The 26,214-nt window shown below is 60.4% G+C and carries 15 protein-coding genes and 1 pseudogene; 12 read left to right on the top strand and 4 right to left on the bottom strand.

What is annotated here, in order from left to right:
• The 5 genes from gmk (at position 1) to CCICO_RS06240 (ending at position 5,737) form a co-directional block, all read left to right on the top strand.
• Positions 1–573, top strand: a complete 573-nt coding sequence (gene gmk, locus CCICO_RS06260) for a guanylate kinase (RefSeq protein WP_018019813.1) — start codon at positions 1–3, stop codon at positions 571–573.
• Positions 574–679: 106 nt separating this feature from the next.
• The gene (rpoZ, locus tag CCICO_RS06255) at positions 680–964 is read left to right on the top strand and encodes a DNA-directed RNA polymerase subunit omega (RefSeq protein WP_156809859.1); all 285 of its coding nucleotides are present in this window, start codon (positions 680–682) and stop codon (positions 962–964) included.
• 187 nt (positions 965–1,151) lie between these two features.
• The gene (gene coaBC, locus CCICO_RS06250) at positions 1,152–2,396 is read left to right on the top strand and encodes a bifunctional phosphopantothenoylcysteine decarboxylase/phosphopantothenate--cysteine ligase CoaBC (RefSeq protein ID WP_018019811.1); all 1,245 of its coding nucleotides are present in this window, start codon (positions 1,152–1,154) and stop codon (positions 2,394–2,396) included.
• A 74-nt stretch (positions 2,397–2,470) separates the two neighbouring features.
• The gene (gene metK, locus CCICO_RS06245; RefSeq protein ID WP_018019810.1) at positions 2,471–3,694 is read left to right on the top strand and encodes a methionine adenosyltransferase; all 1,224 of its coding nucleotides are present in this window, start codon (positions 2,471–2,473) and stop codon (positions 3,692–3,694) included.
• A 15-nt stretch (positions 3,695–3,709) separates the two neighbouring features.
• Entirely contained in the window at positions 3,710–5,737 is a 2,028-nt protein-coding gene (locus tag CCICO_RS06240) for a primosomal protein N' (RefSeq protein WP_018019809.1), read from the top strand.
• 20 nt (positions 5,738–5,757) lie between these two features.
• Here the strand turns inward: CCICO_RS06240 and CCICO_RS06235 are convergent, their stop codons facing one another.
• Positions 5,758–6,093, bottom strand: coding sequence for a DUF3024 domain-containing protein (locus CCICO_RS06235; protein WP_026161464.1), 336 nt, complete (start codon positions 6,091–6,093; stop codon positions 5,758–5,760).
• 169 nt (positions 6,094–6,262) lie between these two features.
• On the opposite strand from CCICO_RS06235, the gene CCICO_RS06230 reads away from it, so the two are divergent.
• Entirely contained in the window at positions 6,263–7,483 is a 1,221-nt protein-coding gene (locus tag CCICO_RS06230) for a hypothetical protein (protein WP_026161463.1), read from the top strand.
• A gap of 82 nt (positions 7,484–7,565) precedes the next feature.
• Here the strand turns inward: CCICO_RS06230 and CCICO_RS06225 are convergent, their stop codons facing one another.
• Complete coding sequence (locus CCICO_RS06225) at positions 7,566–8,117, bottom strand: hypothetical protein (RefSeq protein WP_018019806.1); 552 nt, start codon at positions 8,115–8,117, stop codon at positions 7,566–7,568.
• Between the two features lie 179 nt (positions 8,118–8,296).
• Positions 8,297–11,749: a bifunctional proline dehydrogenase/L-glutamate gamma-semialdehyde dehydrogenase gene (locus CCICO_RS06220; protein WP_018019805.1), complete on the bottom strand. Its 3,453-nt coding sequence runs from the start codon at positions 11,747–11,749 to the stop codon at positions 8,297–8,299.
• Positions 11,750–12,048: 299 nt separating this feature from the next.
• Here CCICO_RS06220 and CCICO_RS06215 point away from each other — a divergent pair, with 299 nt between their 5' ends.
• From CCICO_RS06215 to CCICO_RS06195, 5 genes and pseudogenes are all read left to right on the top strand, one after another.
• Entirely contained in the window at positions 12,049–13,485 is a 1,437-nt protein-coding gene (locus CCICO_RS06215; RefSeq protein WP_018019804.1) for an APC family permease, read from the top strand.
• Positions 13,486–13,500: 15 nt separating this feature from the next.
• On the top strand, positions 13,501–14,925 hold the full coding sequence (locus CCICO_RS06210; protein ID WP_018019803.1) for a serine hydrolase domain-containing protein: 1,425 nt from the start codon (positions 13,501–13,503) through the stop codon (positions 14,923–14,925).
• 415 nt (positions 14,926–15,340) lie between these two features.
• Positions 15,341–16,147 (top strand): annotated as a pseudogene (locus CCICO_RS06205) (PTS sugar transporter subunit IIAB).
• 42 nt (positions 16,148–16,189) lie between these two features.
• A complete protein-coding gene (gene ulaA, locus CCICO_RS06200; protein ID WP_018019800.1) occupies positions 16,190–17,833 on the top strand; it encodes a PTS ascorbate transporter subunit IIC in 1,644 nt (547 codons plus the stop codon).
• 607 nt (positions 17,834–18,440) lie between these two features.
• Complete coding sequence (locus tag CCICO_RS06195) at positions 18,441–18,926, top strand: chymotrypsin family serine protease (protein ID WP_301354419.1); 486 nt, start codon at positions 18,441–18,443, stop codon at positions 18,924–18,926.
• A gap of 214 nt (positions 18,927–19,140) precedes the next feature.
• On the opposite strand, the gene CCICO_RS06190 is transcribed toward CCICO_RS06195, so the two are convergent.
• A complete protein-coding gene (locus tag CCICO_RS06190; protein ID WP_018019798.1) occupies positions 19,141–21,351 on the bottom strand; it encodes a hypothetical protein in 2,211 nt (736 codons plus the stop codon).
• A gap of 337 nt (positions 21,352–21,688) precedes the next feature.
• Here CCICO_RS06190 and CCICO_RS06185 point away from each other — a divergent pair, with 337 nt between their 5' ends.
• Positions 21,689–25,783 carry an AAA family ATPase gene (locus CCICO_RS06185; protein ID WP_018019797.1) on the top strand — a complete coding sequence of 1,365 codons (4,095 nt, stop codon included), beginning with the start codon at positions 21,689–21,691 and terminating at the stop codon, positions 25,781–25,783.
• Positions 25,784–26,214 lie beyond the last annotated feature (431 nt).

The raw sequence follows: 26,214 nt of genomic DNA, 5'->3' as shown, positions 1-26,214 counted from the left end.
ATGACCGGCGAGAACCCGAAGCCCAGCCTCGTCGTTTTGGCTGGTCCCTCTGCGGTGGGTAAATCCACCGTGGTTCATCGCCTGCGCACGGACGTGCCCTCGCTGTACTTCAGCGTCTCCATGACCACCCGTGCTCCTCGCCCCGGCGAGGTGGATGGTCAAGACTATTTCTTCGTGTCGATGGATCAGTTCAATGACACGATCGATAAAGGGGAGATGCTCGAGTGGGCGGATATTCACGGCGGAATCCAGCGCTCCGGCACCCCTGCCGGGCCGGTGAACGAGGCCCTAGCGGCCGGGCGGCCCGTGCTCGTGGAGGTTGATCTCCAAGGTGCGCGTAACATCGTGAAGTCCATGCCCGAGGCAACCACCGTGTTCCTCGCCCCGCCCTCGTGGGAGGTGCTGGTCGATCGCCTGACCGGTCGTGGCACCGAGTCCCAAGAGGTGATTGATCGCCGGCTCGCCACGGCGCGCAAGGAACTTCAGGCCCAAAGCGAGTTCGACCACGTGGTGGTCAACGACGACGTGGACGCAGCAGTCGAGGCTATTCGCCAGCTCCTCACCGGCCACTAGCCGCCGGCTGTGGCACCGTGTCGCCTCCATGCATCAAGGCGAGGTGGCCGCGGTGAGCAGTATGGTGCTACGAAGAACTTTTTACAGATAGCAATCCAGATAAAGGATGACAGTGAGCAACGAAACCACAGGCAATGAGTCTGTTTTCGATGATCCGGTAGGCATTACCGCACCGCCCATCGACAGCCTTATGAACCATGTGTCCTCCAAGTACGCCCTCGCCATTTTCGCGGCGAAGCGTGCTCGTCAGATCAACAGCTACTACCAGCAGGCGGACGAGGGCGTCTTCGAATTCATCGGCCCGCTCGTCACCCCGGAAGCAGGCGAGAAGCCGCTGTCCATCGCCCTGCGCGAGATCGACGCTGGAATGCTGCACCACGAGGAAGGCTAGAAAAGCCTCCACTCATCGCGGCCTAGCATTACCTACCCGCCGAGGCGGCTAGCGAGTGCGCGGGCCCAGTGTGCACGGCGAGCAGCCCTGAAGCTAACCCAGTACGCCCCAGCTATTGCGGGCGCGTGCTGGGTTTTGTGTTGCCCGCAGCCAGCCCAGCAACAGCCATGGGCTACCCTTGGAGCCTATGAGCTCGAGCGAGAAACTCTCCATCGTCGTTGGTGTGACCGGCGGGATCGCCGCGTATAAGGCCTGCCATGTGATCCGCGCCTTCACAGAGGCCGGTCATAGCGTGCGGGTGGTGCCCACCCGCAATGCCTTGAAGTTCGTTGGCGCCGCCACCTTCGAGGCCCTGTCCGGAAACCCCGTCGCCACCGATGTGTTTGAGCACGTAGATAAGGTGCAGCATGTGATGGTGGGCCAGCAGGCCGATCTCGTAGTGGTGGTGCCCGCTACCGCGGACTTCCTCGCGCGGCTGCGCGCCGGCATGGCCGATGATCAGCTCAGCGCCACCTGTTTGGTGGCTACGTGTCCGGTGGTGGTGGCCCCAGCCATGCATACCGAGATGTGGAACAACCCTGCCACCCGCGAGAACGTGGCAGTACTGCGCGAGCGTGGCATTGCGGTGATGGAGCCAGCCCACGGCAGGCTCACCGGCCGCGACAGTGGGCCAGGGCGCTTGCCCGAGCCGGAGCAGATCACTGCCTTTGCATTCAGTGTCGCCGAGGAGGCAAGTGCGCCTCCCCGGGATTTGGAAGGGGTGAAGGTGCTGATCTCTGCCGGAGGGACGAGAGAAGAGATTGATCCTGTGCGGTTTATTGGCAATCACTCCTCAGGCCGTCAGGGCTATGCACTCGCGGCAGCAGCCGCGCAGCGCGGGGCAGAGGTGACCCTGGTGGTGGGGGCAGTGGATGCCATGCCGGAGCCGGTGGGCGCCCGGATGCTTCACATCACCTCGGCTGCGGAGCTTCACAGCGCCATGGATGCAGAAGCCCCCGGCGCTGATGTGGTGATTATGGCCGCCGCGGTGGCAGATTATCGCCCCGCTACCCGAGCGGAATCAAAGATGAAAAAGGGTAGCGCTGATGCGCAGCTAGCAGCCATCGAGATGGCCCAAAACCCTGATATTCTCGCCGGCCTTGTACGCCAGCGCCGAGAGGGGATTATAAACGCTGGCACCACCCTTGTGGGCTTTGCCGCTGAAACTGGCGATGCGCAGCATACCCCGCTGCAGCTCGGGGAGGAGAAGCTCAAGCGCAAGGGCGTGGATCTGCTCATGGTCAACCACGTCGGCGGCGGCAGGGTCTTCGGCCAAGATACCAACGAGGGTTGGCTGCTCGGCGCCGATGGCAGCCACACCAGCATCTCCGCGGGCAGCAAAATGCTGGTGGCTCACCGCATCCTAGATGGGGTCACCGCCCTGCGCGGCTAGGGCGGATCTGCCGCTGCCGCGCGCCAGACTGCGTTAATTGCTTAATTAGACCGCTTAGTCTATGTTTGTTTTTTATGACCAGCGCAGCGAAAGATACTCGACTATTCACCAGCGAGTCGGTGACGGAAGGTCACCCGGACAAGATCTGTGACGCCATCTCAGACACCATTCTCGATGCCATGCTCGAGGTAGACCCGCACTCGCGGGTAGCGGTGGAGACCGTGGTGACTACCGGTTTAGTACATGTGGTGGGCGAGGTGCGCTGTGGCGGCTATGTAGAGATCCCGCAGCTGGTGCGCACCAAGCTGAAGGAAATCGGTTTTACTTCCTCCGAAGTGGGCTTCGACGGCACCACCTGTGGTGTCACGGTAGCTATCGGTGAGCAGAGCGCCGAGATTGGACTTGGCGTGGACACCTCCCAGGAGGTGCGCAGCGGCACCTCCCAGGATGATGATGATCACGCCGGCGCGGGTGATCAGGGGCTGATGTTTGGCTACGCCACCAATGAGACCGATGAGTATATGCCTCTGCCGATCGCGCTGGCGCATCGCTTGTCACGCCGGCTTACCCAGGTGCGCAAGGAGCAGATCGTGCCTCATCTGCGCCCCGATGGCAAGACTCAGGTGACCTTCGCCTATGACGAGGCGGACAATCCGAGCCACATCGACACCATCGTGATCTCCACTCAGCACGACCCGGACATTACCCAGGAGTGGCTGAGCGAGCAGCTGCGTGAGCAGGTGATCGATTGGGTGATCGCCGATGCTGGGCTGGAGAGCTTCCTCAGCTCTGAGCTCACTGTGCTTATCAACCCCTCGGGCTCTTTCGTGCTGGGCGGGCCGATGGGCGATGCGGGCCTGACCGGCCGCAAGATCATCGTGGACACCTATGGTGGCATGGCTCGCCACGGCGGTGGTGCATTCTCCGGTAAGGATCCCTCGAAGGTGGATCGCTCTGGTGCCTACGCCATGCGCTGGGTGGCGAAGAACATTGTGGCCGCCGGTTTGGCCGATAAGGCCGAGGTGCAGGTGGCCTACGCCATTGGCCGTGCCGCCCCGGTGGGACTGTATGTGGAGACCTTCGGTACCGCCAAGCACGGGTTGAGCGACGAGCAGATTCAGCACGCCGTGTCCGAGGTGTTCAACCTGCGTCCAGCGGCGATCATCCGCGAGTTGGATTTGTTGCGCCCGATCTATGCGGACACCTCCGCCTATGGCCACTTTGGCCGCACCGATGTGGACTTCCCGTGGGAGCACACCAACCGTGTGGAGGAGTTACGCGCCGCGGCGGGAATCTAGACTAGAATCTCCCGCATGGCTTCCCACCCGCGCACCCCAGCAGAGAACCTGCCGGTGGCGCGGGTGTTGCCCTTATTAGGGCTCATCCACTTGGATCGCTATTTTGATTACCGGCTCAGCGAGGCCGATTCCGCCGCCGCCCAGCCCGGAGTGAAGGTGCGGGTTCGTTTCGGGGGTCGCTTGGTGGATGCCATCCTGATTTCCCGTCACGCCACTTCCGAGCATCAGGGCTCGCTGCGCTATATCGAGCGGGTCATCTCGCCTGAGGTGGTTTATCCGCCGCGCACCCAGGCGCTGGTGGACAAACTCGCCGAGCGCTATGCGGGGTGTCGCTCTGATGTGATCCGGGCGGCGGTGCCTCATCGCCATGCCGCCGCGGAGAAAACAGACTTCAGCACCCCGTGGGAGGAGCTGGGTACCGCCACTGAGCCGGATCTGAGCGCGTGGGATCGCTATGTGCGCGGCCAGGCGTTTCTTTCTGCAGTGCAGGAGGGAAAGCCGGCGCGCATCGCTTGGCAGGTCAACCCAGATGGCGATTGGGCGGCAGAACTCGCAGCGGCCTTGGTGCACACCGTTCTCGCTGGCCATGGGGCCTTGGCGGTGGTGCCGCATCAGCGTGCTCTCGATCGGCTCGAGGCGGCGGTGCGCGAGTTGGTATCGGCCAAGCAGATCACCACCTTGAGCTCCACGCTGGGCCCGCAGGCCCGCTACCGCCGTTTTCTCTCCATTCTTAACGGCCAGGCCCGGTTGGTGATCGGTACGCGTTCGGCGGCTTTCGCCCCGGTAAAGGACCTGCGGCTAGCGGCGATCATGTTCGATGGCGATGAGAATCTAGTCGATCCTCGCGCCCCGTATTGGCACGCCCGAGAGGTTCTGAGCACGCGGTCCGCTCAAGAGAAGTGCGCGCTGATCATGGGTGGCTTTGCCCGTACCGCCGAGGTGCAGCTGATGGTCGAGCGCGGCTGGGCTTTCGACTGCGCCGGCGAGCGCGGGCACATCAGGCAGGCCGCACCATTGACGATGGCCACCGGCGATTCCGCCTATGGCGGAGGTGGGGATCCACTGGCGCGCAGCAGAAGGATTCCCAGCAGGGCATATCAGGCGGTGCGTGCCGCCCTGGAGTCGAATCGGCCGGTGCTGGTGCAAGTACCCCGCAAGGGTTATGCGCCTACGCTTGCGTGTCGACGCTGCCGCGCCGCCGCCCGCTGCCGGCACTGTAATGGCCCGCTCGAGCTGCCCGCTGGGGGTGATCCGAGTGTCGCGGTGTCTCCGCAGTGCCGGTGGTGTGGGCGTATTGATTCCCACCATGAGTGTCTTGAATGCGGCTCCACAGAGATCCGGGCGGTGGTGATTGGATCTGATCGCACCGCCGAGGAGCTAGGACGCGCGTTTAGCGGGGTGCGGGTGGTGACATCCAGCGGGGAGAAGATTGTTGATCAGATCGAGCCGGGCCCGAGCATCGTGGTGGCCACCCCAGGATCCGAGCCGCGCGTGGCTGGCGGCCGCTATGGCGCGGGTGTGCTGCTGGATACGTGGGGGTTGTTGAGCAAGCAGGATCTACGCGCCGGTGAAGAGGCACTAGCCAGCTGGCTGCGGCTTGCAGGGCTGGTGGATTCGCGGGACATGGACGGTCAGCTAATCGTGGTGGCCGATCAGGATGTGCCGGTGGTGCAGGCGCTGCTGCGCTGGGATCCGATTGGTGCCGCGCAGCGTGAGCTTGCTGAACGCGCCGAAGTGCATTTGCCGCCTGTGACCACCATGGCGGTGATTGATGGTGGGCGCGCCAGCTTGGATCGTTTCGTGGAGTTATTGGAGCTGCCCGAGGAGCTTGAGGTGCTCGGGCCGGTGGATCTTCCCCCTGGGGTGCATCTGCCGGGGGAGTGGGATGAGCGCACCTTCGGTCCACCGGAGCGGATGATTATCCGCGGCGGTCTTCCCGCCCAGCAGCTGGGGCGGATTCTCAAGGCTGGCCAGATCAAAAGAGAGGTGCGGTCCGAGGACCCGCCGCTGCGCGTTCAGGTGGGCCCGCTGCGCATCGGCTAATGGGGCGGTGGCTTTGAGAGCTAGCCGAAGAAGATGGGATCGGTTCTGCCGGCGAGAAAGTCGAGCAATGTTTGTACGTGCGGAGTGGCGGGCGTATCTGGATAGCGGTGAAAACGATCGTTGCTATCAACCCAATACAGCTCCCACAGATCAGTAGTGGAGGTGTAGCGCAGCCGCGCGAGAGGAAAACGATCGCCTGGGGTGACGCCAGGAAAAGGTGGCTCGACTTCCATGAGATCGGCGTAGCGGTGGCCGTGAAAGTCCACCTCGAAGTACATCTCATTAAAGTACGCGGGGTGGTTGAGTTTCTCGCAGAATTTCTCAATACGTTTTCGATCTAACTGCCGGATAGCCACACGCCTCGCCTCCCAAACATTGCAGGGCAGAAGTACTCAGCTGAGCTTAGCTGAGAAATTCCCCGCTGTCTGGCACGAAAAATCTAGCCGCATAGCATCTGGATGAATATAAACCACCGGCACTGGGCAACACCGAATCTGAGCATTTTCGACGCTAAGCTGCCTTGCTGTGACGTATCTGAAGGAGTTCCTGCGCCTCGTCCAGTTGTATGCGGTGGCCGTGGTGCTGCTCGTGGCACTCAACATCTATCTCAACGATGGACGCTTTGCTCTTGGCATCAAGATGGGGCTGGCCGAGTACTTTGCCATCATGGCCATCCTGGTGGCCATCGCGATCGCCAACACGATCTATTCGCTGGGCTGGTTCAAAGACAATGAGCGGGATTTACGCCAGCTCCACGAGCCGAGTGCCGCGGTACTCAAACGCTTCGAACACCTCACCAACGAGGTCCAAGGCTGGCGGCTGATCACACTCATCAATCTCGGCCTCGGGCTGCTGGCTTCCGCCTGCTATGTGCTCACTATCGAAGACAGCAACCTCATTGGGCAAAAGCTCATCTCGGTGATCCTCGGCCAGGGTGCGCAGTTGTCGATCGCCGTGCCGCTATTGCATCAATTCGACAGACTCACCGATGTTTTCGCCTCTATGGCCCGCCGCCAGGGTGAGGAGCAACTCCATCGGCTCATTACTCCCACAGCCGTGCACCGTCAGTTGTTTGCCGCCGATGAGAGGGGATTGAGCCGGCGTTTAGCCAGCATTCGTTGCCTCCTAGCACCTCGTGCCCCATGGATTCTCGCCGTGCTCATCATCTACAGCCTGGGCTATACCCCAGTGGTCTCTGCGATTGCCGGCCAGGGCGAACAGGTGCAGATCATCGATATCGAAGAAATCGGGGATTCCGCGCTCATCATCCTTGGCGCACTCAGCCTCGCGGTGGTTGTGCGCGCCGGTGCCATCCTCCTGCGCTACTCCCAGGTGGTGTGGCAGCACCGCGAGGTGCGCGCACTCTATGTGAGCAATGTGCTGGTGTATCTCGGAGTAAAGATCCTCGGCCTAGGCTGCATCGTGGCGTTTTATCTCTACATCTTTGCCACCGAGTTCTCCAGCTTCGCCCAGGATCTACCAGGCTTTGTTCTCGGCGCGGGTGTTCTCGGACTGCTATTGAGCGAGCAGATGCCCACCACCGGGCTTGGTATGGGGCTACTACGCAGCAGCGCAGAAGGCGATCTCGAGACACCTGATCCCGCCGCACTTCTTCATGCCCAACCGGAGGCCTATCTGGGCGAGCTGATTGAACCCAGCGAACCAACCGGGCTGAGCCGGCAGCAACTACTGGTGATCGATTGGGCCACCTGCCTGGCCAAGCAGGCGCGCGGGGAGCAGATCTAGCGGGGCGGTTCCGCTATGTCGCGGGCTCAGTGCAAACTTCTTCTTCCCGCGAATATTTGGCGTATGCGCCGCCCAGTGCTTTCTAGCGAGGTTTTAGAGGTAGCTCGATGAGCTTCCAGCCCAGCAAACGAGAAGAGTGCCCAAACTCAAAGTTCCGGTGCTTGTGAAGCTTCTTTGCTATTCCACGAGGGGTCCATGGTGACGCCATGGTCTTCTCGAGCACTACCATCACTTCTGCTAGCTGGGTTTCGTTCTGTTGTCTGCGGTAGATTTTCGTGGACTTGGGTCGCCCCCAAAGGATAGGCTTGAAGGTGAGCGAGAGACTCTCTCCCAAATTGATTGCACAACCAACTACCAATCCATCTCCTGGGGAGCACCGCATATCCCTAATGCTCCCCCTGAACCCATCGACGGGGAAGAGCATGTCACTTCCCTTTTCGATTGCGAACGAATCGCCAAAGATAACGGTGCGAAAACAGTTGTTAACAAGGAAGGCGCGGTCGTTATCGATCACGAAAAGCTCGAGGGGCGGCTTTGCTTTACGAGAGAGGAAAGCCAGCGTGCTAGACACTACGAGGCCAGCGGCGGTGCCGCCTACAGTAGCATTTTGGGAGAGATTGGGGATGTCAACCATGAAATGTCCTTGCTAGAGCACCGAGGGGATATGGGTAGGATCCGATCCTAAGCATCAAGCTATAAGTGCTGCGCGAGAACGTTTGGCGGGTTGAGCCGTGCGAGTAGCTCTATCATAGGACTCATATGGCGTGCGGGCAGTGCAACCGGGGAGTACACGGCCCGCTCGCCTGCTAGGGGTTATCCCAGCGGGTTAGGAATCAGATGCCCGAAACGATGGGTGGTGACCGATACGGCCTGCTCTAGAAGCAGCGGCAGCAATTCGCGGCGCCCATCGCTGAGCACTGGCGCCTCCAGCAGGCTCGCACCCGCAGAAACAACCTGCTGGCGTAACGCCATACTGGCATCGCCAAGCACCCGCACCCGCAGATGCGCCACCCGCTCGGTCTCTTCGGCCTGCAGCCCAGCGGCGCGGGCTTCGGCCACGGCGGCCGCATCGCCGGTGACCACCACGGTGGTGCCGGTACGGAGCGCCCCGAGGTGGATGCGCAGCAGGTCCCGCAGCGCCCAGCCTTCGCCGAGGTGCACCTGCAGCGGCTCCAGCAGCGGCCGGTAACGGAAGATATTGGCCTCCGATTGCAGCCCGGCGCGGTCGTGGCTGCGGCCGAATTCCTGCTCCCACCAGTACTGGTCGGAACATGCGGCGCGCTGCAGCCACTCGAGGTCCTCGGCGCTGAGGTCGAGGCGCTTATCGTGGGCGCGTTCGCGCATATCACGCAGCGCCCGGTTGATGGTCGGATTGAGCGATACCGGTGGTACGTCGACGGCCGCAGTTTCGCTCCACACGCCCTGCTGGGCTACGTAGTTGGGCCCGCCTGCCTTGGCGCCAGAACCGAGGGCGGATTTCTTCCAGCCGCCGAAGGATTGCCGCTGCACGATCGCGCCGGTGATACCGCGGTTGACATAGGCGTTGCCCACTTCCACGCGTTCGACCCACTGCTGGATCTCGTCCTCGTCGAGAGAGTGCAGCCCGCCGGTGAGGCCGTAGCCAGTGGAGTTTTGCCATTCGATGGCCTCGTCTAGGTTGCGGGCGCGCATGATGCCAAGGACAGGACCGAAGCACTCGTGGGTGTGATACCAGGAGCCTGGCTGAACGTTATCGCGGATACCGGGGCTCCACAGTGTTCCTTCCTCGTTGAGCTTGCGAGGCTTAATCAGCCAGCGCTCACCGGGCTCAAGCGTGGTGAGTCCGCGGAGGAGTTTTTCCCCAGGTGCTTCGATGATGCCGTTCATGGTGGTGGAGATGTCGGTACCCACACCCACCTTGAGGGTGGATACAGCATCCACCAGCTGGCCGATGATGCGCTCGGATTCGCCGGCGCTGCCCACCAAGATGGCGAGTGAGGCCGCGGAGCACTTTTGGCCGGCATGGCCGAAGGCGGAATGATAAAGATCCGACACGGCGAGATCTGGGTCGGCGGCCGGGGTGATAATCAGTGCGTTCTTTCCCGAAGTCTCGGCATTGATCACCATCTCGGGTTTCCAGGAGCGGAACAGCTTTGCGGTGTCGGAGGCGCCGGTGAGGATCACCGAGTCCACATCCTCGTGCGAGATCAGCCGCTTACCGGCTTCGCCTTCGTCGGCGTTGACCAACTGCAGAATGTCCTCGCCAATGCCCGCTTCGCGCAGCGCTTCCACGGCCACCTCGGCGCAGCGGAGTACTTGCGGTGCGGGTTTGATGATCACGGCCGATCCGGCGGCCAGGGCGGCAAATACCCCACCCATGGGGATGGCGATGGGGAAGTTCCACGGAGGGGTCACCACCACCACGGGATAGGGGCTAAACTTCGCGCCGCTATGGGCGTCGATAGCGCGGGCAGATTCCGCATAGTAGTGGGCGAAGTCGATCGCCTCGGAAACCTCTGGGTCGGTCTGATCCACGGTCTTACCCGCCTCGTGTGCCGCCACGGAGATCAGCCGGCCGCGGTAGCGGGCCAGGGCATCGGCGGCGCGATCAAGCACCTCGGCCCGCTCGGCGCCGGATAGCGCAGCCCATCCGCGGTGCGCCTGCTTCGCTGTGGCCACGGCCTTGTCGATCTCCGCGGGATCGGTGATCTCTGCGGACACAGGCGCGCCGGGATCCTGGGCGAGCGCATTGAGGGCCCATTCGCGGTTGGTAGGCAGGGCGGGGTCAGTGTCGGGCTCGTTGTAGAACTGCCCTGGCCCGCCGGGGTGGTAGGTGCCGGTCTCTTCCGTGCGGTTTTGGGTTCGCCGCGCGCTATCGCGCACCTCCCAGCGTTGCCGCACCGCGTCGAGATAGCGCTGCTGCTGTTCCTCGAGTGGGGTGCGATTATCGGGGCCTTCCACGTCGGGGGCGAACATTGCGTAGATGAAGTTCTGCGGCTCGCCGTTTTCCTCCAGTCGGCGCACGAGGTAGGAGATGGCCACGTCGAAGTCTTCTTTGTGCACCACGGGGGTGTAGAGGATGATCCGCCCGGCGTCGCGCTGCACAACGCGGCTTTGGGCTGGGGCCATGCCTTGCAGCATTTCGATGTCGAGTTGCCGGGTCACGCCGCGCTTTTCGGCCAATTCGATGGCGGTGGCCAGGGTGTAGAGATTGTGGCTGGCTACACCGATACGAATGGCGTCGGCATTATCCTCATCAAGCACATAGTCCAGCAGGCGCAGGTAGTTGGCGTCCACTTCTGCCTTGCTCATATACGGCGCCTGGGGCCAGTCGTGCATCTCGGCTTCTACCCGCTCCATGGAGAGGTTCGCGCCTTTGACGATGCGCACTTTAATGGGGGCCCCGCCATGCGCCACGCGCGCCCGGGCGAAGGTGACGAGTTCTTCGAGCGCGCCTACTGAGTCCGGTAGATAGGCCTGAATCACGATGCCGGTTTCGAGGTCCTGAAATTCCTCCTCGTCCATCAGCTCGGTAAACAGCCGCAGGGTGAGCTCGAGGTCATTGTATTCCTCCATGTCGAGGTTGATGAAGGGGCGATCGGCCCGTGCTTTGGCGGCGCGGTAGAGGGGACGGATTTTCTCCTTCAGCGCGGCTACCGAGCCATCAAAGTCCCAGTGGTTCAGTTGCGAAACCACAGCGGAGGCCTTAATGGAGACGTAGGTGACTTTCGGATTCTCTAGTAGCTCAAGGGTGCGCTCGAGGCGTCGATCAGCCTCTTTTTCGCCCAACACGGCCTCGCCGAGCAGATTCACATTCAGTTGAAAGCCTTGCTCGGCGGCGCGGTCTAGCAGCTTATCCAGCTTGGAGCCTTGGGCATCAAAAACCAGGTGGCCCACCATCTGGCGCAGCTTGGTGCGTGCGATCGGCATGGCCACCTGCGGCATCGCCGGGGCGAGGAGGGAACCGGCGGTGATAAGCGACTTATTCACCACGCCCATGAAATCCGGGATGGCGGTTTTCGCGCGCCGCTGCGAATCGAGGGGGCTAGCCAGCCTGTTGAGCTCCCGCGCCGAGACTGCGTTGTCCTCCGGCCGCGCCACCCGGTCCACGAATCCCATGGTGAAATCAATGCCGCCTTCAGAGCGCACCATCTCAGATAACAGCGCGGTATTTTTAGCTTCCCTTTTACTGACCGAAGCGGTCTCGGTTTCGCGCATCCACCGCTGCGCTCGAGCAATGGCGCGATCGGTGATCTGATCAAGGTCATCATTCAGGCGGATTGGCATGGTGTGCCCCACGTCCTCTCTGTGTGTCGGGTATAAACACTTGACGGGCAATTGGTGAGCCGCGTCACGGAAGTGAATAATGCTGCCCAGCGTAGCAGTAAGCTCCGCCCATCTGGTGGGATTCCCACGCCCGCTTTTCGACGCCACCTCCCAGCCGCTCAACCCCCACCCAAGCGCGCACCCACGGTGCAGGTGAGCTCGGCTTTTGCTAGAACTGCTGCCAAGGGGACGGCACCACGCACCCCACCTCTGTGGGGGATGCCCCGAAGCCTGTGAACCCACGTGTGTGAGGAAACAATATGGATGAACTAAAAAAGAGCCTGTCCCTCTGGCAGCTCATCGCCTTCGGTGTCGCCGGAGTGGTGGGGGCGAGCTGGATTTATACCAATTCCAAGTTCTTCGCCGCCTATGGTGCCGGCGGAGTACTTGTGGGGCTTGCCATCGGCTGCGGTTTGGCCGCGTGTGTGGCCATCGCCTATGCGGAGCTGACCACCGCGTTTCCGCGGGCCGGTGGGGAAGTGGTTTTCGCCTATACCGTGCTCGGACGCGGGGCGGCCTTCATCGCCGGCTGGATGCTGCTGGGGGCCTATGTATCCTCCCTCGCGTTTTATGTCACCGCCTTCGGTTTCTTGCTGGGTAGGCTCATTCCCGCAATCAACACCATTCCGCTCTATGAGATCAACGGCGAGACTGTCTATCTTCCCGTGCTACTCATCGGGGTAGCGCTCACGCTGATCTACCTGGCTCTTAACTGGTTCGGGGTGAAGCTCGGCGCTCAAGTCCAGATGCTGCTGTTTGTCGGCATCATCCTCGTCGGCGCGGCCCTGATCGTGGTTGGCTTCGGCACCGGCTCGCCGGAGAACTTCTTCCCAGCCTTCAATGCCGATTCTTCTGCGCTGAGCGACGCGCTACGGTTTGTTATCCCCGCCATGACCTTCCTCGCTGGCTTTGGGCTGGTGGCGGTACTAGCCGAGGACGCCGATCTTCCGCCCAAGCGCATCGGTGTGGCCGTGCTGGTGACAGTTCTTGGCGCCGGCAGCTTCTACCTCCTAGTTCTTGCCGCTACTGCCTGGGTTCATCCGTGGCAGCACACCGCGGAGCTGGATCTCGGCACCATCTCTGCCTTCACCGAGGCGGGCCATCCCACCCTCGCCATGGGTGGTTACGCTATCGCTATCTTGGGGCTGCTCACAAGCTTCCTTGGGCTGTTCGTGGCCTCCTCGCGCATCCTCATGGCCATGGGGCGCGCCCAGCTTTTGCCCAGCGTGCTCGCACACGTTCACCCAGTGCACGGCACTCCTACGGTGGCGCTGTTGTCTACCACTATCGTCACCCTCGCTCTTGGATGGTTGGGGCCAGGGGCTGTGGTGTGGTTCCTCGACACCGGCGGAGTGTATCTCGGCGTGGTGTGGCTGATGGTGGTGTGGGCCAAATATGCCCTGCCCAGAAAGTATCCCCAGATGCAGCGTCCCTATGTGTCAGCGCTGACATGGCTGCCTGCCGTCGGAGCGATCGGTGCGATTTTGATTGTGGTGTGGGCACTGGCACCAGGTACTCCCGCCTCGCTAGTCTGGCCTGCCGAATACATCATTCTCGGCGTGTGGCTGCTGCTCGGCGGCGCTTTGTATGTGGGCTCTTCCAAGCTGGAGGATCATCACGCGCTCACAGCGATGCTGGGCGATAGCTACCATCAGCTGCACCGCCGCACCACCGGCACCACCCGCGATCACGGCTAAGTTCTAAGGAGAGCCATGGATTCCAGTATCCCCACCACCGCACCTGTTCCCACTCCCGAGACACTCGCCGAGCGCGCCGCGGCGATCATTGCTCGCTCGAAGGAGGAAACCGGTGCCACCCACACCGGCTGGGCGCTGATCAACGGCCGAGACATTCCCGCCGCCGACAACGCCGATGACATCTTCCGTGTCGCCTCGATCACGAAATCCTTCACCGCTTGCGCGATGCTCGGCATTATCCACGGCCTCATCCCTGCCGCCAACCCCGTCACCCTCGAGACGACAGTGGGGCAGTTCATACCCATCGCGGACTCAAGCATCAACGCCACCACGATCCGCCAACTGCTCAGCATGGCCTCCGGTCTTCCCACCGATGATGTGTGGGCTGATCGCGTCGAATCAATGAGTCGCGAGGAATTCACTACCCTTGTCACCTCGCCACTGATGCTCACCGCCGCCCCCGGTAGCACCTATATCTACTCCAACTTGGGCTATGCCCTAATCGGCCGCGCCATCGAATACGCCACGGGGCGTTCGTTTACCGAGATCGTCGAGCAGCACATCCTGCGCCCCAGCGGGCTAGAGCATTCGCTTTTCGACGCCACCTCCCACATCCCCGTTACCGGCCTGCACCGCCTCCGCCCGAACGAGATGATCGAGGTCACTCCCACAGGGCCTGGCGCATTTTCGCCCATCGGCGGGTTGTGCACCACCATGAACGATCTCGCCTGCTGGGTCCAGCGGATGATTGCTGCCTGGAACGACCCCACCACAGGCTGGTCAGCAGTGCTCAACGAGCAGCAACAGACAGTCAACCTGGAGAAGGCCACAACCATCAAGGGGCGCGCGGTGGCAGATGCCTACGGCTATGGGCTGCACGTGCGCGAGGACGAAAAATATGGCCAGGTGGTATTTCACTCTGGCGGCTATCCCGGCTTCGGCTCCCACATGCTGTGGCACCCAGCCACGGAGCTCGGCGTGGTGCTCGCCGGCAACATCACCTACTACCCGGCCCAGAAATACGCCGAAGAGATTCTCTACTCCTGGCTTGACGAAATCGACTATCAACGGGGCAGAAAACCCTTCAAAGGAGTGCGCCCAGTGGTGGACTCATTTTCCGTCAGCGAGCATGCGCGCGCCACAGCCAGAAAGGTTGAACGCCTCATCCACAGCTGGGACGACAGCTTGGCCGATGAGCTCTTTGCCCTCAACATGGACCTCGACACGGAACGCAGCGCCCGCCGCGAGATGCTGCAGCAGGCATGCCTCCGCGGTTGCGAATCTATCCCCCTCAAGGACCTGCGCTGGATTAACCCCACCGAGGCACACTGGACGCTCAGCGCTGATCCGAACACTGTGCTGCGCATGCTGCTCGGTCCCACAGGCGAAGTACTGAGCCTGAACCTGCAACAAGCCGGCAGCCCTGGATCAGTGCACTAGAGCGCTAACATCAGCGCCAAAAGAACCAAGGCGTCCCCTTTCTCCACAGCGCTATCGGCGGCCTTGGGGCACCCAGATCCACGCTGGAGCAGGGGAGAGCAGCGCCCATGGGGTGCAATCGTTGCGGTGGCATCACCCGATTCATGGTTTCTGGAGCGTGGAACTTCGAACCTTTAAGCCCTGCGGATCGGCGTGCCACGGGCGTGGTCGTTCGCGTGCACGTTAGCGCCGCGAGGCGCGCTGCATCCAGCATGCCCGCAAGCTCATCCTGTGAGCTGTGCGGCAGAAGGAGCATCGTTCCACACCCAAAAGGGTTGAACCTGGGCAAAAAGCGTGGACTGGCTGTGAACGTCGACAAGCATGTGCTCAACAGTGATATAGCCTAAGCCTCAGAGGCATAAGGAAGGGAGAGCACATGGGACACCTAGGAACGCTGCTCGTACCACAAGCCACAGCATTCCACGGCGAGGCTAGAGACTGGCGAGAAGCCATCCGTGCCGCCGGACGCCTACTCGAAGAAGCGGGCGCGAGCACGGCAGACTACACCGAACAGATGGTGCGCAGCGTGGAGGACAATGGTCCCTACATCGTGCTCGCGCCGGGATTCGCGCTCGCCCACGCTCGCCCCAGCGACTCTGTACGCCACACTGCACTCGCGTGGCTACGACTGGAGCAACCCCTACGCTTCGGCCACACCACCAACGACCCTGTACGCGTCGTCGCGGCCCTAGCTGCCACAGACTCCAGCGCCCACCTAGCGGCCATGAAGTAGCTCGCCACGCTGCTAGGCACTCGCCGCGAAGAACTCACCAACGCCGACAACGACAACACACTGCGATCCCTGCTCAGCGGCGAGCCTCGCTACGACGCCACCACCAGCGAATCAGCCGCGCATCCACCAAGACAACACACCCCATCCGAGGACTCCGTGCCCTCCAAGGGGAAGATCCTTACTGTCTGCGGCAACGGTCTCGGCACGTCACTCTTTCTCAAAAACACACTCGAGCAGGTACTCGACCAATGGGGTTGGACGCCGTATCTCACCGTGGAAGCCACAGACACCATCTCAGCCAAGGGGCGCGCTGGGGAAGCAGACTTCCTTCTCACCTCCGGAGCAATCGCGGCCACCTTAGGAGATGTGGGCGTGCCTGTATACGTGATCGATGACTTCACATCAACACAGCAAGTAGACACCGCGCTGCGATCGCTCTACGACATTTAACAGCGTGAGAATGAGACGACTAGGTACCGGAAAGCACAATCAATGAGCTCATTGACCCAGATAGCGCTAGATGTAGCGAACTTCCTCGTTAACGAAATCCTGTCTGTCCCCGCATTCCTCATCGGTATCATCACCGCGGCTGGTTTGGCCGCGATGGGCCGAGGGATCGGCACCGTGCTGGGTGGGGCCATCAAAGCTACACTCGGCTTCCTACTTATTGGAGCAGGGGCGGGCCTTGTGACCGCCTCGCTCGAGCCGCTCGGCACCATGATCGCCGGAGCCACAGGCGCACACGGAGTGGTGCCCACTAATGAAGCAATCGTAGGCATCGCGCAAGATCAGTTCGGCGGACAAGTCGCGTGGATTATGATCTTGGGCTTCGTTGTCAGCCTCCTACTCGCACGCTTCACCCCAATGCGCTACGTGTTTTTGACCGGACACCACGTGCTATTCATGGCAACACTTCTAGTGATGGTGCTTGTCCCGGCCGGATATTCACCATGGGTCGTGGTGATAGCAGGGGCGCTCCTGCTGGGCGTTGTGATGGTGTCCTTGCCAGCGATCGCACACCCATGGACGCGGAAGATAACTGGGGATGATTCCATTGCCATCGGCCACTTCGGCACAGCCGGCTACGTGCTCTCAGGTGCTGTGGCAAAAACCGTAGGTGGACGCGGACGGAAACAATCGCCCTCCACAGAGGAGCTCAATCTTCCAGAGGGCCTTCGATTCCTGCGCGACTCCATGGTGGCCACCGCGCTATCGATGGCACTGATGTACGTCGTGCTCGCAGTGCTGTTCATTGTGAGAGCAGGCACCGAAGAGGCCTACACCGCCTTCCCTGATGGTGCGACCGGAGTAGGTAACTACCTCATGCAGTCACTGACCCAAGGCCTGCAATTCGGCGTAGCCGTGGCCGTGATTCTCTTCGGTGTCCGCACCATCTTGGGTGAACTGGTCCCCGCTTTCCAAGGAATCGCCGCCAAGGTGGTTCCTGGCGCAATCCCAGCCCTTGACGCACCAATCGTATTCCCCTACGCCCAGAACGCAGTGCTCGTCGGATTCATCTCATCCTTCGTTGGTGGGCTTGTAGGGCTCGGTGTGCTCTCCGCATGGCTTAACCCTGCCTTCGGAGTCGCGCTGATTCTGCCTGGTCTCGTGCCGCACTTCTTCACCGGTGGAGCAGCAGGGGTGTATGGCAATGCAGTTGGTGGCCGGCGCGGTGCAGTCTGCGGCGCATTCGCCAATGGTCTACTCATCACGTTCCTGCCAGCGTTCCTGCTAGGCGTTCTTGGAGCATTCGGAGATGAGAACACGACCTTCGGCGACGCCGACTTCGGTTGGCTTGGACTGCTGCTTGGCTGGAGCTCTCGCGGCGGTGGAGCGCTCGGTCTCGTATTCGTGGCAGTCATCGGCGCGGGACTGTTTGGTCTCGGCTGGGTGTGCCAAAAGAAACTCGTGGACGGACACTGGGATCCAGCTCCTGGGAGAGCAGCTGGTGGTGCAGTGTCCGCGGCTAACAATGTGGGGGACAGTTCCCGAAATAGTGGTCGAGCAGTTGCTGGTGGTGAGCGCGCCAACGTCGAGGGATCAGGTGAGAGTCTGCGTGCAGGAGAAGGGACATGGAGGAAGTATCCAAAGGTACTGCCGCCTGAAGGGGCGCCGGTGACGCCAAACAAAGCATGAAACCTACTTCAAAACCCCGTGGTACAAACTAGAGAACAGTTACTTAGTCCTGAGTATTAGACAAATTATCTGGTATTCTTCTGTGGAAAATCTGGCGATGTGCCGTTTTCTTATGGGGAAACTTTGATCAGAATCAAAGTTCTCGAGTGTGTTCCCTTTATGTGAAGGAAACCGTGATTAATTTGGCTGCTGAAAGATACTCCAGTACTCGCCACTCGCTGAATCGGGCCCCTGTGCTGGCTGCATTGGCTGCACTTGTGCTAACTCTCGCAGCCTGAGGGGCTGATTCGCCGAGTAGATCCGGCAGTTCAGTCGAGTCAACGTCGAACAAGCCGACAAGGACCACCACCATCACCTCCACCACGAAGGGGCCGCCGAGTCCAGAGACCTCAGCCGCAAGTCCGAGCTAGAACTTCGATCCGAACGATGGCACAAGAATCGAAAAGTAACCCGAGGCCTTGCTAGAGGGCAAGGTACGCTACCACAACAGTTCTAATTGGGAGTGGCTGTCTGAGTCTCCCACAGTGGTACCCAGTGTAAAGGTGTTCAACGAAACCGCCGGCAGTGGTTGTTCCGCGGGGTTCTTTGGGCATAAAACGGTCGTAAGTTGATGATCACCGCCGGCCATTGCGGGGATGAAGGCGATAAGATTTACGCCAAGGATCGATCCGGCCAGAAGGCATTCCTTGGTGAGGTTGTGGCCTCGGATTTCTCCCTAGAGAAGACGGATTGGACTTTGGTTGACGTCACTCACGTCAAGGCCGCTTGGCGCCTGTCGCCACCGTTTAAAGCGAAGCTGGTGGGATCCTTGACAGTGGAACAGATGGATGATGTCCGCCCCCAGATATGCCGGCTCGGTTGGATCACTGGCTTGAGTTGTGGCGACTATCGCGAGGGTGTGAGTGATCTTATGTTCGAGGCCCATGCACCAGCCGATCATGGAGATTCGGGCGGTCCTGCAGTCGCCATCGTTGACGACAAGCTCTACGCTGCGGGTTTTGTGTCCTCAGGTAGCGACTACACCCCTGACCGAGAGATGTTCGCCGCTGTGTCTCCCGTGCTGGAGCACTTTAATGTTCAGCACTACGGCTAGCCACTGGATGCCGGAGCTTGGCCGTGCTCTCGGTGGGGCGCTGGATGAGGGCTGCTCTTTGTTTAGGCTCGACTCTGCGTGGTGGACTGTCTCAGGGTTTCCAGCGAGCAGCGCTGGCAACCCTTGCTCCAGCCGAGCGCGTGTGGCTGGTGCACCATGGTGACTGGACATCCGTGATTGCTGGTTCGGCACTCGGCGAGGTCGAGGTGTTCGACTAAGTGTCATCACCGCTGGTGGGCGTGTCTTTCTTTTTCTTCGCGTAGTAGTAGACGAATGCGCAGAGACAGCCAGCTAGTGCCAATTGGATGAGGAAAATTTCCCAGTTTCCTGAGTCATTGCTTGGAAGTGGCAGAAACTCGAAAGCGGGGACAACACCAATAATTAAAGCGACAACAGTGAAGATGACTTGTGTCGTGCGTGCCGCCTCGTTCTGACGTTGTTGCTGCCTGCGTCTTTGCTTCTCGTCGCGCTCACGGATACGCAGCATCTCGCGATCGTAACGGGATTGGAGGATGGATTTGCGCAGCTCCATCTCCTTGTCGAATTCCTCGGACAGGGAGGTGACACCGAGCCTATCTTGCAGCACATGCAACAGGGCTGTAGCGAAGGAACGCTTAGGGATGGTGCGTTGCCACACCTTGTTTCGGAAGCCAAGGTAATCGAGGGTGAGTAGATCGAATGTGTCGGTTGCGCGTTTGAGCCGTTCGGCGTCGACCGCTAAACCAGAGAGGTCGGAATCAGTGGTGCGTGAGGAGCGGAAATCATAAATTCCGTCTTCCATGCGATTGTGGAAGCGCACCAGACCGAGGTATTGCCGCATGGCGAGCAGACCCACGTCAACGAAACGAGTCTGGCAAAGACCTGCGAAGAAGAGATCGTGCTGCAGATCTGATTGTCGCTTGATCCCCACCATGCATGTCGAACTCGAGCGGAAACACCAATTGGCAAACGAGCTTACTTCTTCATGCTGTGCTGCAGAAGAGTCCAAAGACTTCAGCTCATGGGTGAAGCGGTCTTGGGCGTTGATAATGGATTCTGCCCAAGCCTCGCACCACAGTTCTTCATAGTCACCGCCCGGTGGAAGATCGAGACTCTTGTCATCGATGCAGGCCTGAACCTCCTCGCACATCGTTGCTGCGGAATCATTAGGAATGAGAGATATGATCCGCAACGGCATGATCGTCTCTCGGAATTTCTCCGTAGTAGATGACTCTGCACTGTGACGCCGAGATGAGATGAAACCGCCTGGACTGAAATACAGGGGCAGGTCCTGTTTATCCTCGGGGAAGTAGCTATCCATCGAGTCGATGGCGATGGAAAAGAGGTCTCGGAGAAAGCCTTGGGCGTAGCCCTCGCGCTCGTCTTCTGAACCAGCTTCAGTGAATGAGCGGGTAGTATCTCTTCGACTCACGTAGGGGCCGATGATCACACCAGGGCCGTGACCGTCTCGGATCGTGGTGCCGTTGCGGGGTCGGTCGAGCATCGTGGAGACCATGCGCAGTCCAGCGTGTGTGAGATTTGTGCACTGCAGGTGGCAGACGAGAAAGGCCTGGGCTATCTCTTGGGCGGTATCGCCGTCTGCGCAGGGCCTGGAGTCTTTGATCTTGTTGAATTGAAGAAACTCGAGGGCGCGCAGTTCCACATGCCCGTTGATTTCGGGTGTCAATTCCAGAGGTTTATACCGTACTGAGGGGTTGTTAGCGGTGCGCAATGTCCATGTGGTTGCAGGTGCCCCGTGGTCGAAAGTGCGCACGTAGTTGAGTACCTCGGGGCTCGAGCCATCCTGGGTGCTGTGAGCATCGGGGAATTTTCGGTCGCGCAGGTGATTTTGAAGTTCTGCTAAATCTTCGCTGCCGAGCTCTTCTGAGGTCAATGGAGAGGAATCAAGGAATGGAAAGGCATCAGCAGTCATGTGTTCGGCGCTGGGCTCCTCGCCGAACATGGATGCTAGTGAGTTGAAGTATTGCTCCACCCCAGATCCCAAGTGCTTATGCACTGCCTGCTTGCCGTCCTGAATGCTGCCGAAGATGCTGGTGCCCCGGTAGCGCCCCCAATGCCAACCGCTTCCTGGTACCTGGGTGCGGTAGGGATTCTCACTGGGCTGCCGCGGCGGTAACGCATGTACGGGAATGGGAAAGATCAGACTGATCAAGCCTGCCTTCCATGGGTAGTCTGGATTGTCTTCATCAAGGCAGAGGATATCGCCCATCTCGTAATTGGCTGAACGCTTTGTGCCGCCGAGTTTAGTGCTCAGAGCGTGTGGAACTCCGTCGGTGTATTGGTTTTGTGGCACTGCCCAGCTCATCCACTTAGCGAAGGTGTCTGCATCGGGAAGGCTTGGGTTGAATTCTTTATGGGCAGAGAGCCGAGACTCCACGATGGACAGTCTCTTCTTCGAGTAGGTCGTGACATCTGAGAGATCCATAGGGCACTTCCTGATTATCTGGGCGGCGTGGATACCCCAGCAGTATATAGGCGTTAGCACCCCGCGCGCGGGCTATGCGCTGGTGGATCGCTTAAAAAACACGATCCGCCGATGGGGCTATCTGGTTCCAGCGTGGGGAGGATCGTGACTAAGGACGTGAGGCAGCGCGCGGTGTCTACGCGGTGCTAGGAATTCGTGGGGCGCGGGGTTGTGGGGGAGGAGGCGTCGAAAAGCGCTCACGCAGGCAGGAAAACGTGGCTGATTTTCCAGGCAGGGTGGCGATAAGAGATTAAAATCAATCTCTGCGTTGTTTTACTTTGGCCAGAAAGTGTTATGCATGTCGATCACTATGACCGCTGAGTTTCATTATGCGCTCGATGCGATGCGCGCGGGAAGAAACGTGTTGATCAGTGGCAAACCTGGGAGCGGAAAGTCTACGCTGCTCAACCTGTATCTCGAGCAACTCAACCGCGCCACAGATGTTGGAGCGGATTCTGTTACCTCGGTGATGGTAACCGCGCCAACGGGTGAGGCGGCGCGGAATGTGCATGGCTACACCATTCATAAAGTCTTTGGTTTTCGGCCCTATACCAGTGTGGAAGATGTTCAGCCTGGTGGGGCGTGGCGGCCGGCACGGTCGGTGCAGGAGACCCTCGCCGCAATTGATGTGCTGGTGATTGATGAGATCTCCATGGTGCGCGCCGATCATTTCGACATGATGGACCGTGCGCTGCGCATGGTGCGGGAGAACAAGCAACCCTTTGGTGGGGTACAGCTGGTGCTCGTCGGTGATCTGTTGCAACTGCCGCCGGTGGTGCGCGATAACGAGCGCGAGGATTTTCTTAAGCACTGGGATACGCCTTATTTCTTCTCCTCTGAGGTGTACGCGCGAATGCAGCTGGAGTGGATCACGCTGAATAAGGTGTGGCGCCACAGCGATGCTACGTTCGTGGAAATCCTCAACCAGATCCGCGAGGGGTCTGCGGGGCCGCGAGTACTTGCGGCGTTGAATACCCTCGTGCTGCGCGATGAGGACGATACTGATCAGTGGGTGACGCTGAGTTCCTATCGGCGCACAGTGAACCGGATCAATAACCGGCATCTCAATAGCCTCGCTGGACCAGTGCTGACATCGCGGGCGGCCTATGAGGGATCCGCGAGCGCGGAATCCTTCGGCGGGGTAGACGAGCTGCGCTATGGCCGCGGTATGCGGGTGATGATGCTGATCGACGATACGCAAGGGCGCTTCCAGGACGGCAGCTTTGGCACCGTAACCCACGCCACCGATGCGGTGATCTCGGTGCAGCTCGATCACTCCGGGCAGACCGTGGAGATACAACGCCACCGTTGGAACGTAACACGGCCGATCATGCGCGATGGCCGGCTAGCGAGCGAAACGGTGGGTAGTGTCACCCAGTTCCCAGTGGTGGCGGCCTGGGCAATGACGATCCATAAAGCGCAAGGGAAAACCATCCCTCGGTGTGTGATCGATCTGCACGATCACATGGGAGCCAACGGGCAATTGTATGTGGCGCTGTCGCGGGCAGTGGACATGGAGCATCTGCGCTTTAGCAGCCCCGTGACACCGAAGCACCTGCAGGCCAGCAACGCGGTGATGCGGCGCGTTCGCCGAGACCTCAGCCCCCGCGTGAACCCCGAACGACTTGTGTTCATCGCCTTCGACGGGGTGAGCTTGGGCATTCGTGAACACATTGCTCGTATGCACGTGGTGATTGCGAACAAGGGCAAGATCGTTGCGGACTTTGGTAGCTGGATCAACCCCAACTGTGATCTTGGGGAATTCGGCGCCCGCATGAAGGTGCCGCCACGCGGACTTGCCCTCGCACCCGATCTCAGCGACTTCTGGCCGTTATTGCTTCGCCAAGCCGCTGGCGGGCTCGTGGTCGGTGATCGTCTCGCGGTATTGGAGCGGGCCATTCGGCACCAAGAGCGCGGCCTTGCCATTAACCTTGGCGTGGGATACGACTGCGCCGACTTTGGTATCACGCTCGAAAATGCGAGCCTGCGTGAGCGGTGCTTGGAGATGTACGAACGCTACAAGCGCGGGGACATGGATATCGAACGTGGCCTGCTAGTACCACCGGCTAACCCGCACACCGAAGGCGCGGTGTATCAGCCCGTTTGGGCCGAGCAGCAGCCGATGAAACTAGACCACAACCATGCGACTGACTCCGATAATGCGTGGGCTAGCTGCTTCGGAGGCAGCATCAGGGCCAAAGATCCCAACGAGGTTGTAGAAACCGCCGAGCTGTTGTCCGCCTGGGCGATCTCTCGCGGGGTGTGGGACCACGCCCTTCGCCGAGAGGTCCTCGATCGAACCCGCCCCAACACTCGTGCAAAAATCGAGCTCCCCGAGGTCGATCCCCGCACCATCGACCTAGACACCCTGTTTACTCCAGGCACCCGAGTGGCGTTTAGCGGCTGTGGATACAGCAGCGAGGATAAACGCACAGACAGCGACTTCGACAAACTCTGCAAAGCTCGCGAGCTGGAATTCCGCCTCGGAGTTTCCCGCAAAAAATGCGATGTACTCATCGCCCGCGACCCCAGCTCCACGTCCCGCAAAGCCAAGCGCGCCCGCGAATTCGGGATCCCCATCATTGAACTCGCCGCCTTCGACCGCTGGTGCGACAACACCGCCACCAAGACGCCCGGCGGCGAAAACGAAACTCCAGCCGAGGTGCATCAAGGCCTAGGTGCGCCCATGCGGGTGGAGACCATGAGCAAGCCCAGCGCACTCACCCAGCCCCTAGATGGCGACTGGGACTTCGGCTCGGAGAGCAACTGGGACAAGCAGTGGGACGAAGCGTGGGAGGCTGAGCTTTCAAACGAGAAGGAACCAGGCAACGACGAGCACAGCTTTGCTCGCGACAACGCCGCGGAGGCACCATCCACAGCCCCGGCAGGGAAGCAGATTCTCACCCCGCAGCAAGCAGCCGCTTTGCTCAACGAAGGCGCACGCGTGGCGTTTCGCGGCTCCACCTACGTTCACGGGGAACTCCGCCCACACGGCCCAGTGCTCGACGAGCTATGCCGATCCCTCGGCTTGGAATACAAACAAGCAGTGTCCAAAACCCGCTGCGACGCCCTCGTTACCGACGACACCGAGACGAAAGACGGCAAAAACTCCCTCGCATTGCGCTACGGCACTCCACTCATCCTCGCCCGAGACTTCACCGCCTGGGCCGAAAGCAAACTAGACGACAAGCCAGAGCTGATCGAAAACGTAAAAGATCTCGACGACGAAGCCTTCCTCGACGCCCTCGCCCGCGGAGAGCTTGTACAAGCCTGGGATGACAGCGCCCCAGAGTTCACCTACGCCACCGCGGCTTGGGACTTCGCTCCGGCATGGCAGGCACTCTCCGAGACAGAAGACACACCCGTGGACGACACCACCCACACCCAAGGCGCCCATTTCCGGACCAGCCCCGACGAGCAGTGGAGAAGTGATAACACACACAGCGAAGAAGCAACTAAAAAGGACCGGATAGCTTTCCGATCAGCACCTGGGGACTCGGTTTCCCAGGGCGTGATCTCCGACGCCACGCCCCAACGCTTCTCCCTGCCCAGCGACGGCGACGCTAACTCTTCGGCCCACAGCGAAAAAGCCAACGACACCCAAGACGGAGAGGATTCCACCTCCGGTAGCCACGCCAGCACCGACAACCCCGAAGGCAAAGAACCCTTCGCTGCAATGATCGCCAGACTCCAAGCGGAGAAGAACACCAGCGACACCACACCTCGATCGCGGGCGCGCCGGGCTGTATCCGAGGAGGAGCACGACACCGAACAGCCTGCTCAACCTTTAGCCGGTGATGACCAGTGGGGCACGAGCTCCTTCGCCGAGCAGCTGCGGAAGCGTTCCGATGCTTCTGTGTCTGAGGATGATGACGATGAGGAACCAGACTGGGACGAGTGGGAGGACACCGCCGATGCCGAGGAAGATGTCGATTGGGATGAAGACGATGAGGACGACGAAGAGGCCGTCCTAGAGAGACCCAAGGATGAGGAGGAAAACCTCGACGAGGAGCAGGACGATAAACACCTAGCTGAGGCGTTCGCTGTAGCATTCCCCGAAGAAAAAGAGTTCAAAGAGCACCAGCGAGCGGCGGAACTCAACGAAACTACGCTCGAGCGGCGCCGTCGCAAGCATAAGTCGGCGCTGAAGCGGGTATTTAAAACAGCCCTGACAGCAGTCTTTGTATATGGAATCGGAGTGGTAGCGGTGAAAAAGGAGTGGGATGGTTTTTTCACTCTTATTGCTCTGCTTTGGGCTGCAACTATGCTGCTGCTTATCCTCTTCACCCTCCACTGGTTCATCCGACTGTGTGCGCTTGGTGCGGCTAAGCTCGGTGAGGATGACTCCGCAGAGGAGGCCGCATCAGAGCGCAAGGAGGGCGATGGCGCCTAAAGCATGGCGGCTTTGCCCTTGAAAGCTAAGCCCCTGAAAGCACCTGCAGTGCCGCGCTCGCACACGAGGTGGGCGGGATGTCCGCGCGGGTTTTCGTTGCACCGCTGGAAGGACGGGTCTTATACTCGTAGCTAACAGCAAGGCTGGTTTCTCGCCTTGTTGGTACTAAAAACACCCCCGCAGTGCTGCAACACTGGGAGGGTGTCGGGTACTAAGACCCTAGGTGAAGATCGCTGCAACGAGCCTCACCACTGCGGTCAAGAAGTGTAGAACCTCGGTGGCCAGCGTGAGTCTGTTATCTCGGCTGGTTCCGGGGTTATCTTCGTCTCGACCGGGTTTGCCTTCAGGCCTTTGAGCCATCAACAACTCCTTCCTGTCGCTGTGGTCCTCTCGCCAGTTAGTACTGCGCGAGTCACCCACGAACGCGCGCG

It is taken from the genome of Corynebacterium ciconiae DSM 44920, from assembly GCF_030440575.1.
Classification (GTDB): Bacteria; Actinomycetota; Actinomycetes; order Mycobacteriales; family Mycobacteriaceae; genus Corynebacterium; species Corynebacterium ciconiae.
The sequence above is the reverse complement of the archived record's forward strand: the minus strand, read 5'-3'. Positions and strand labels throughout refer to the sequence as shown.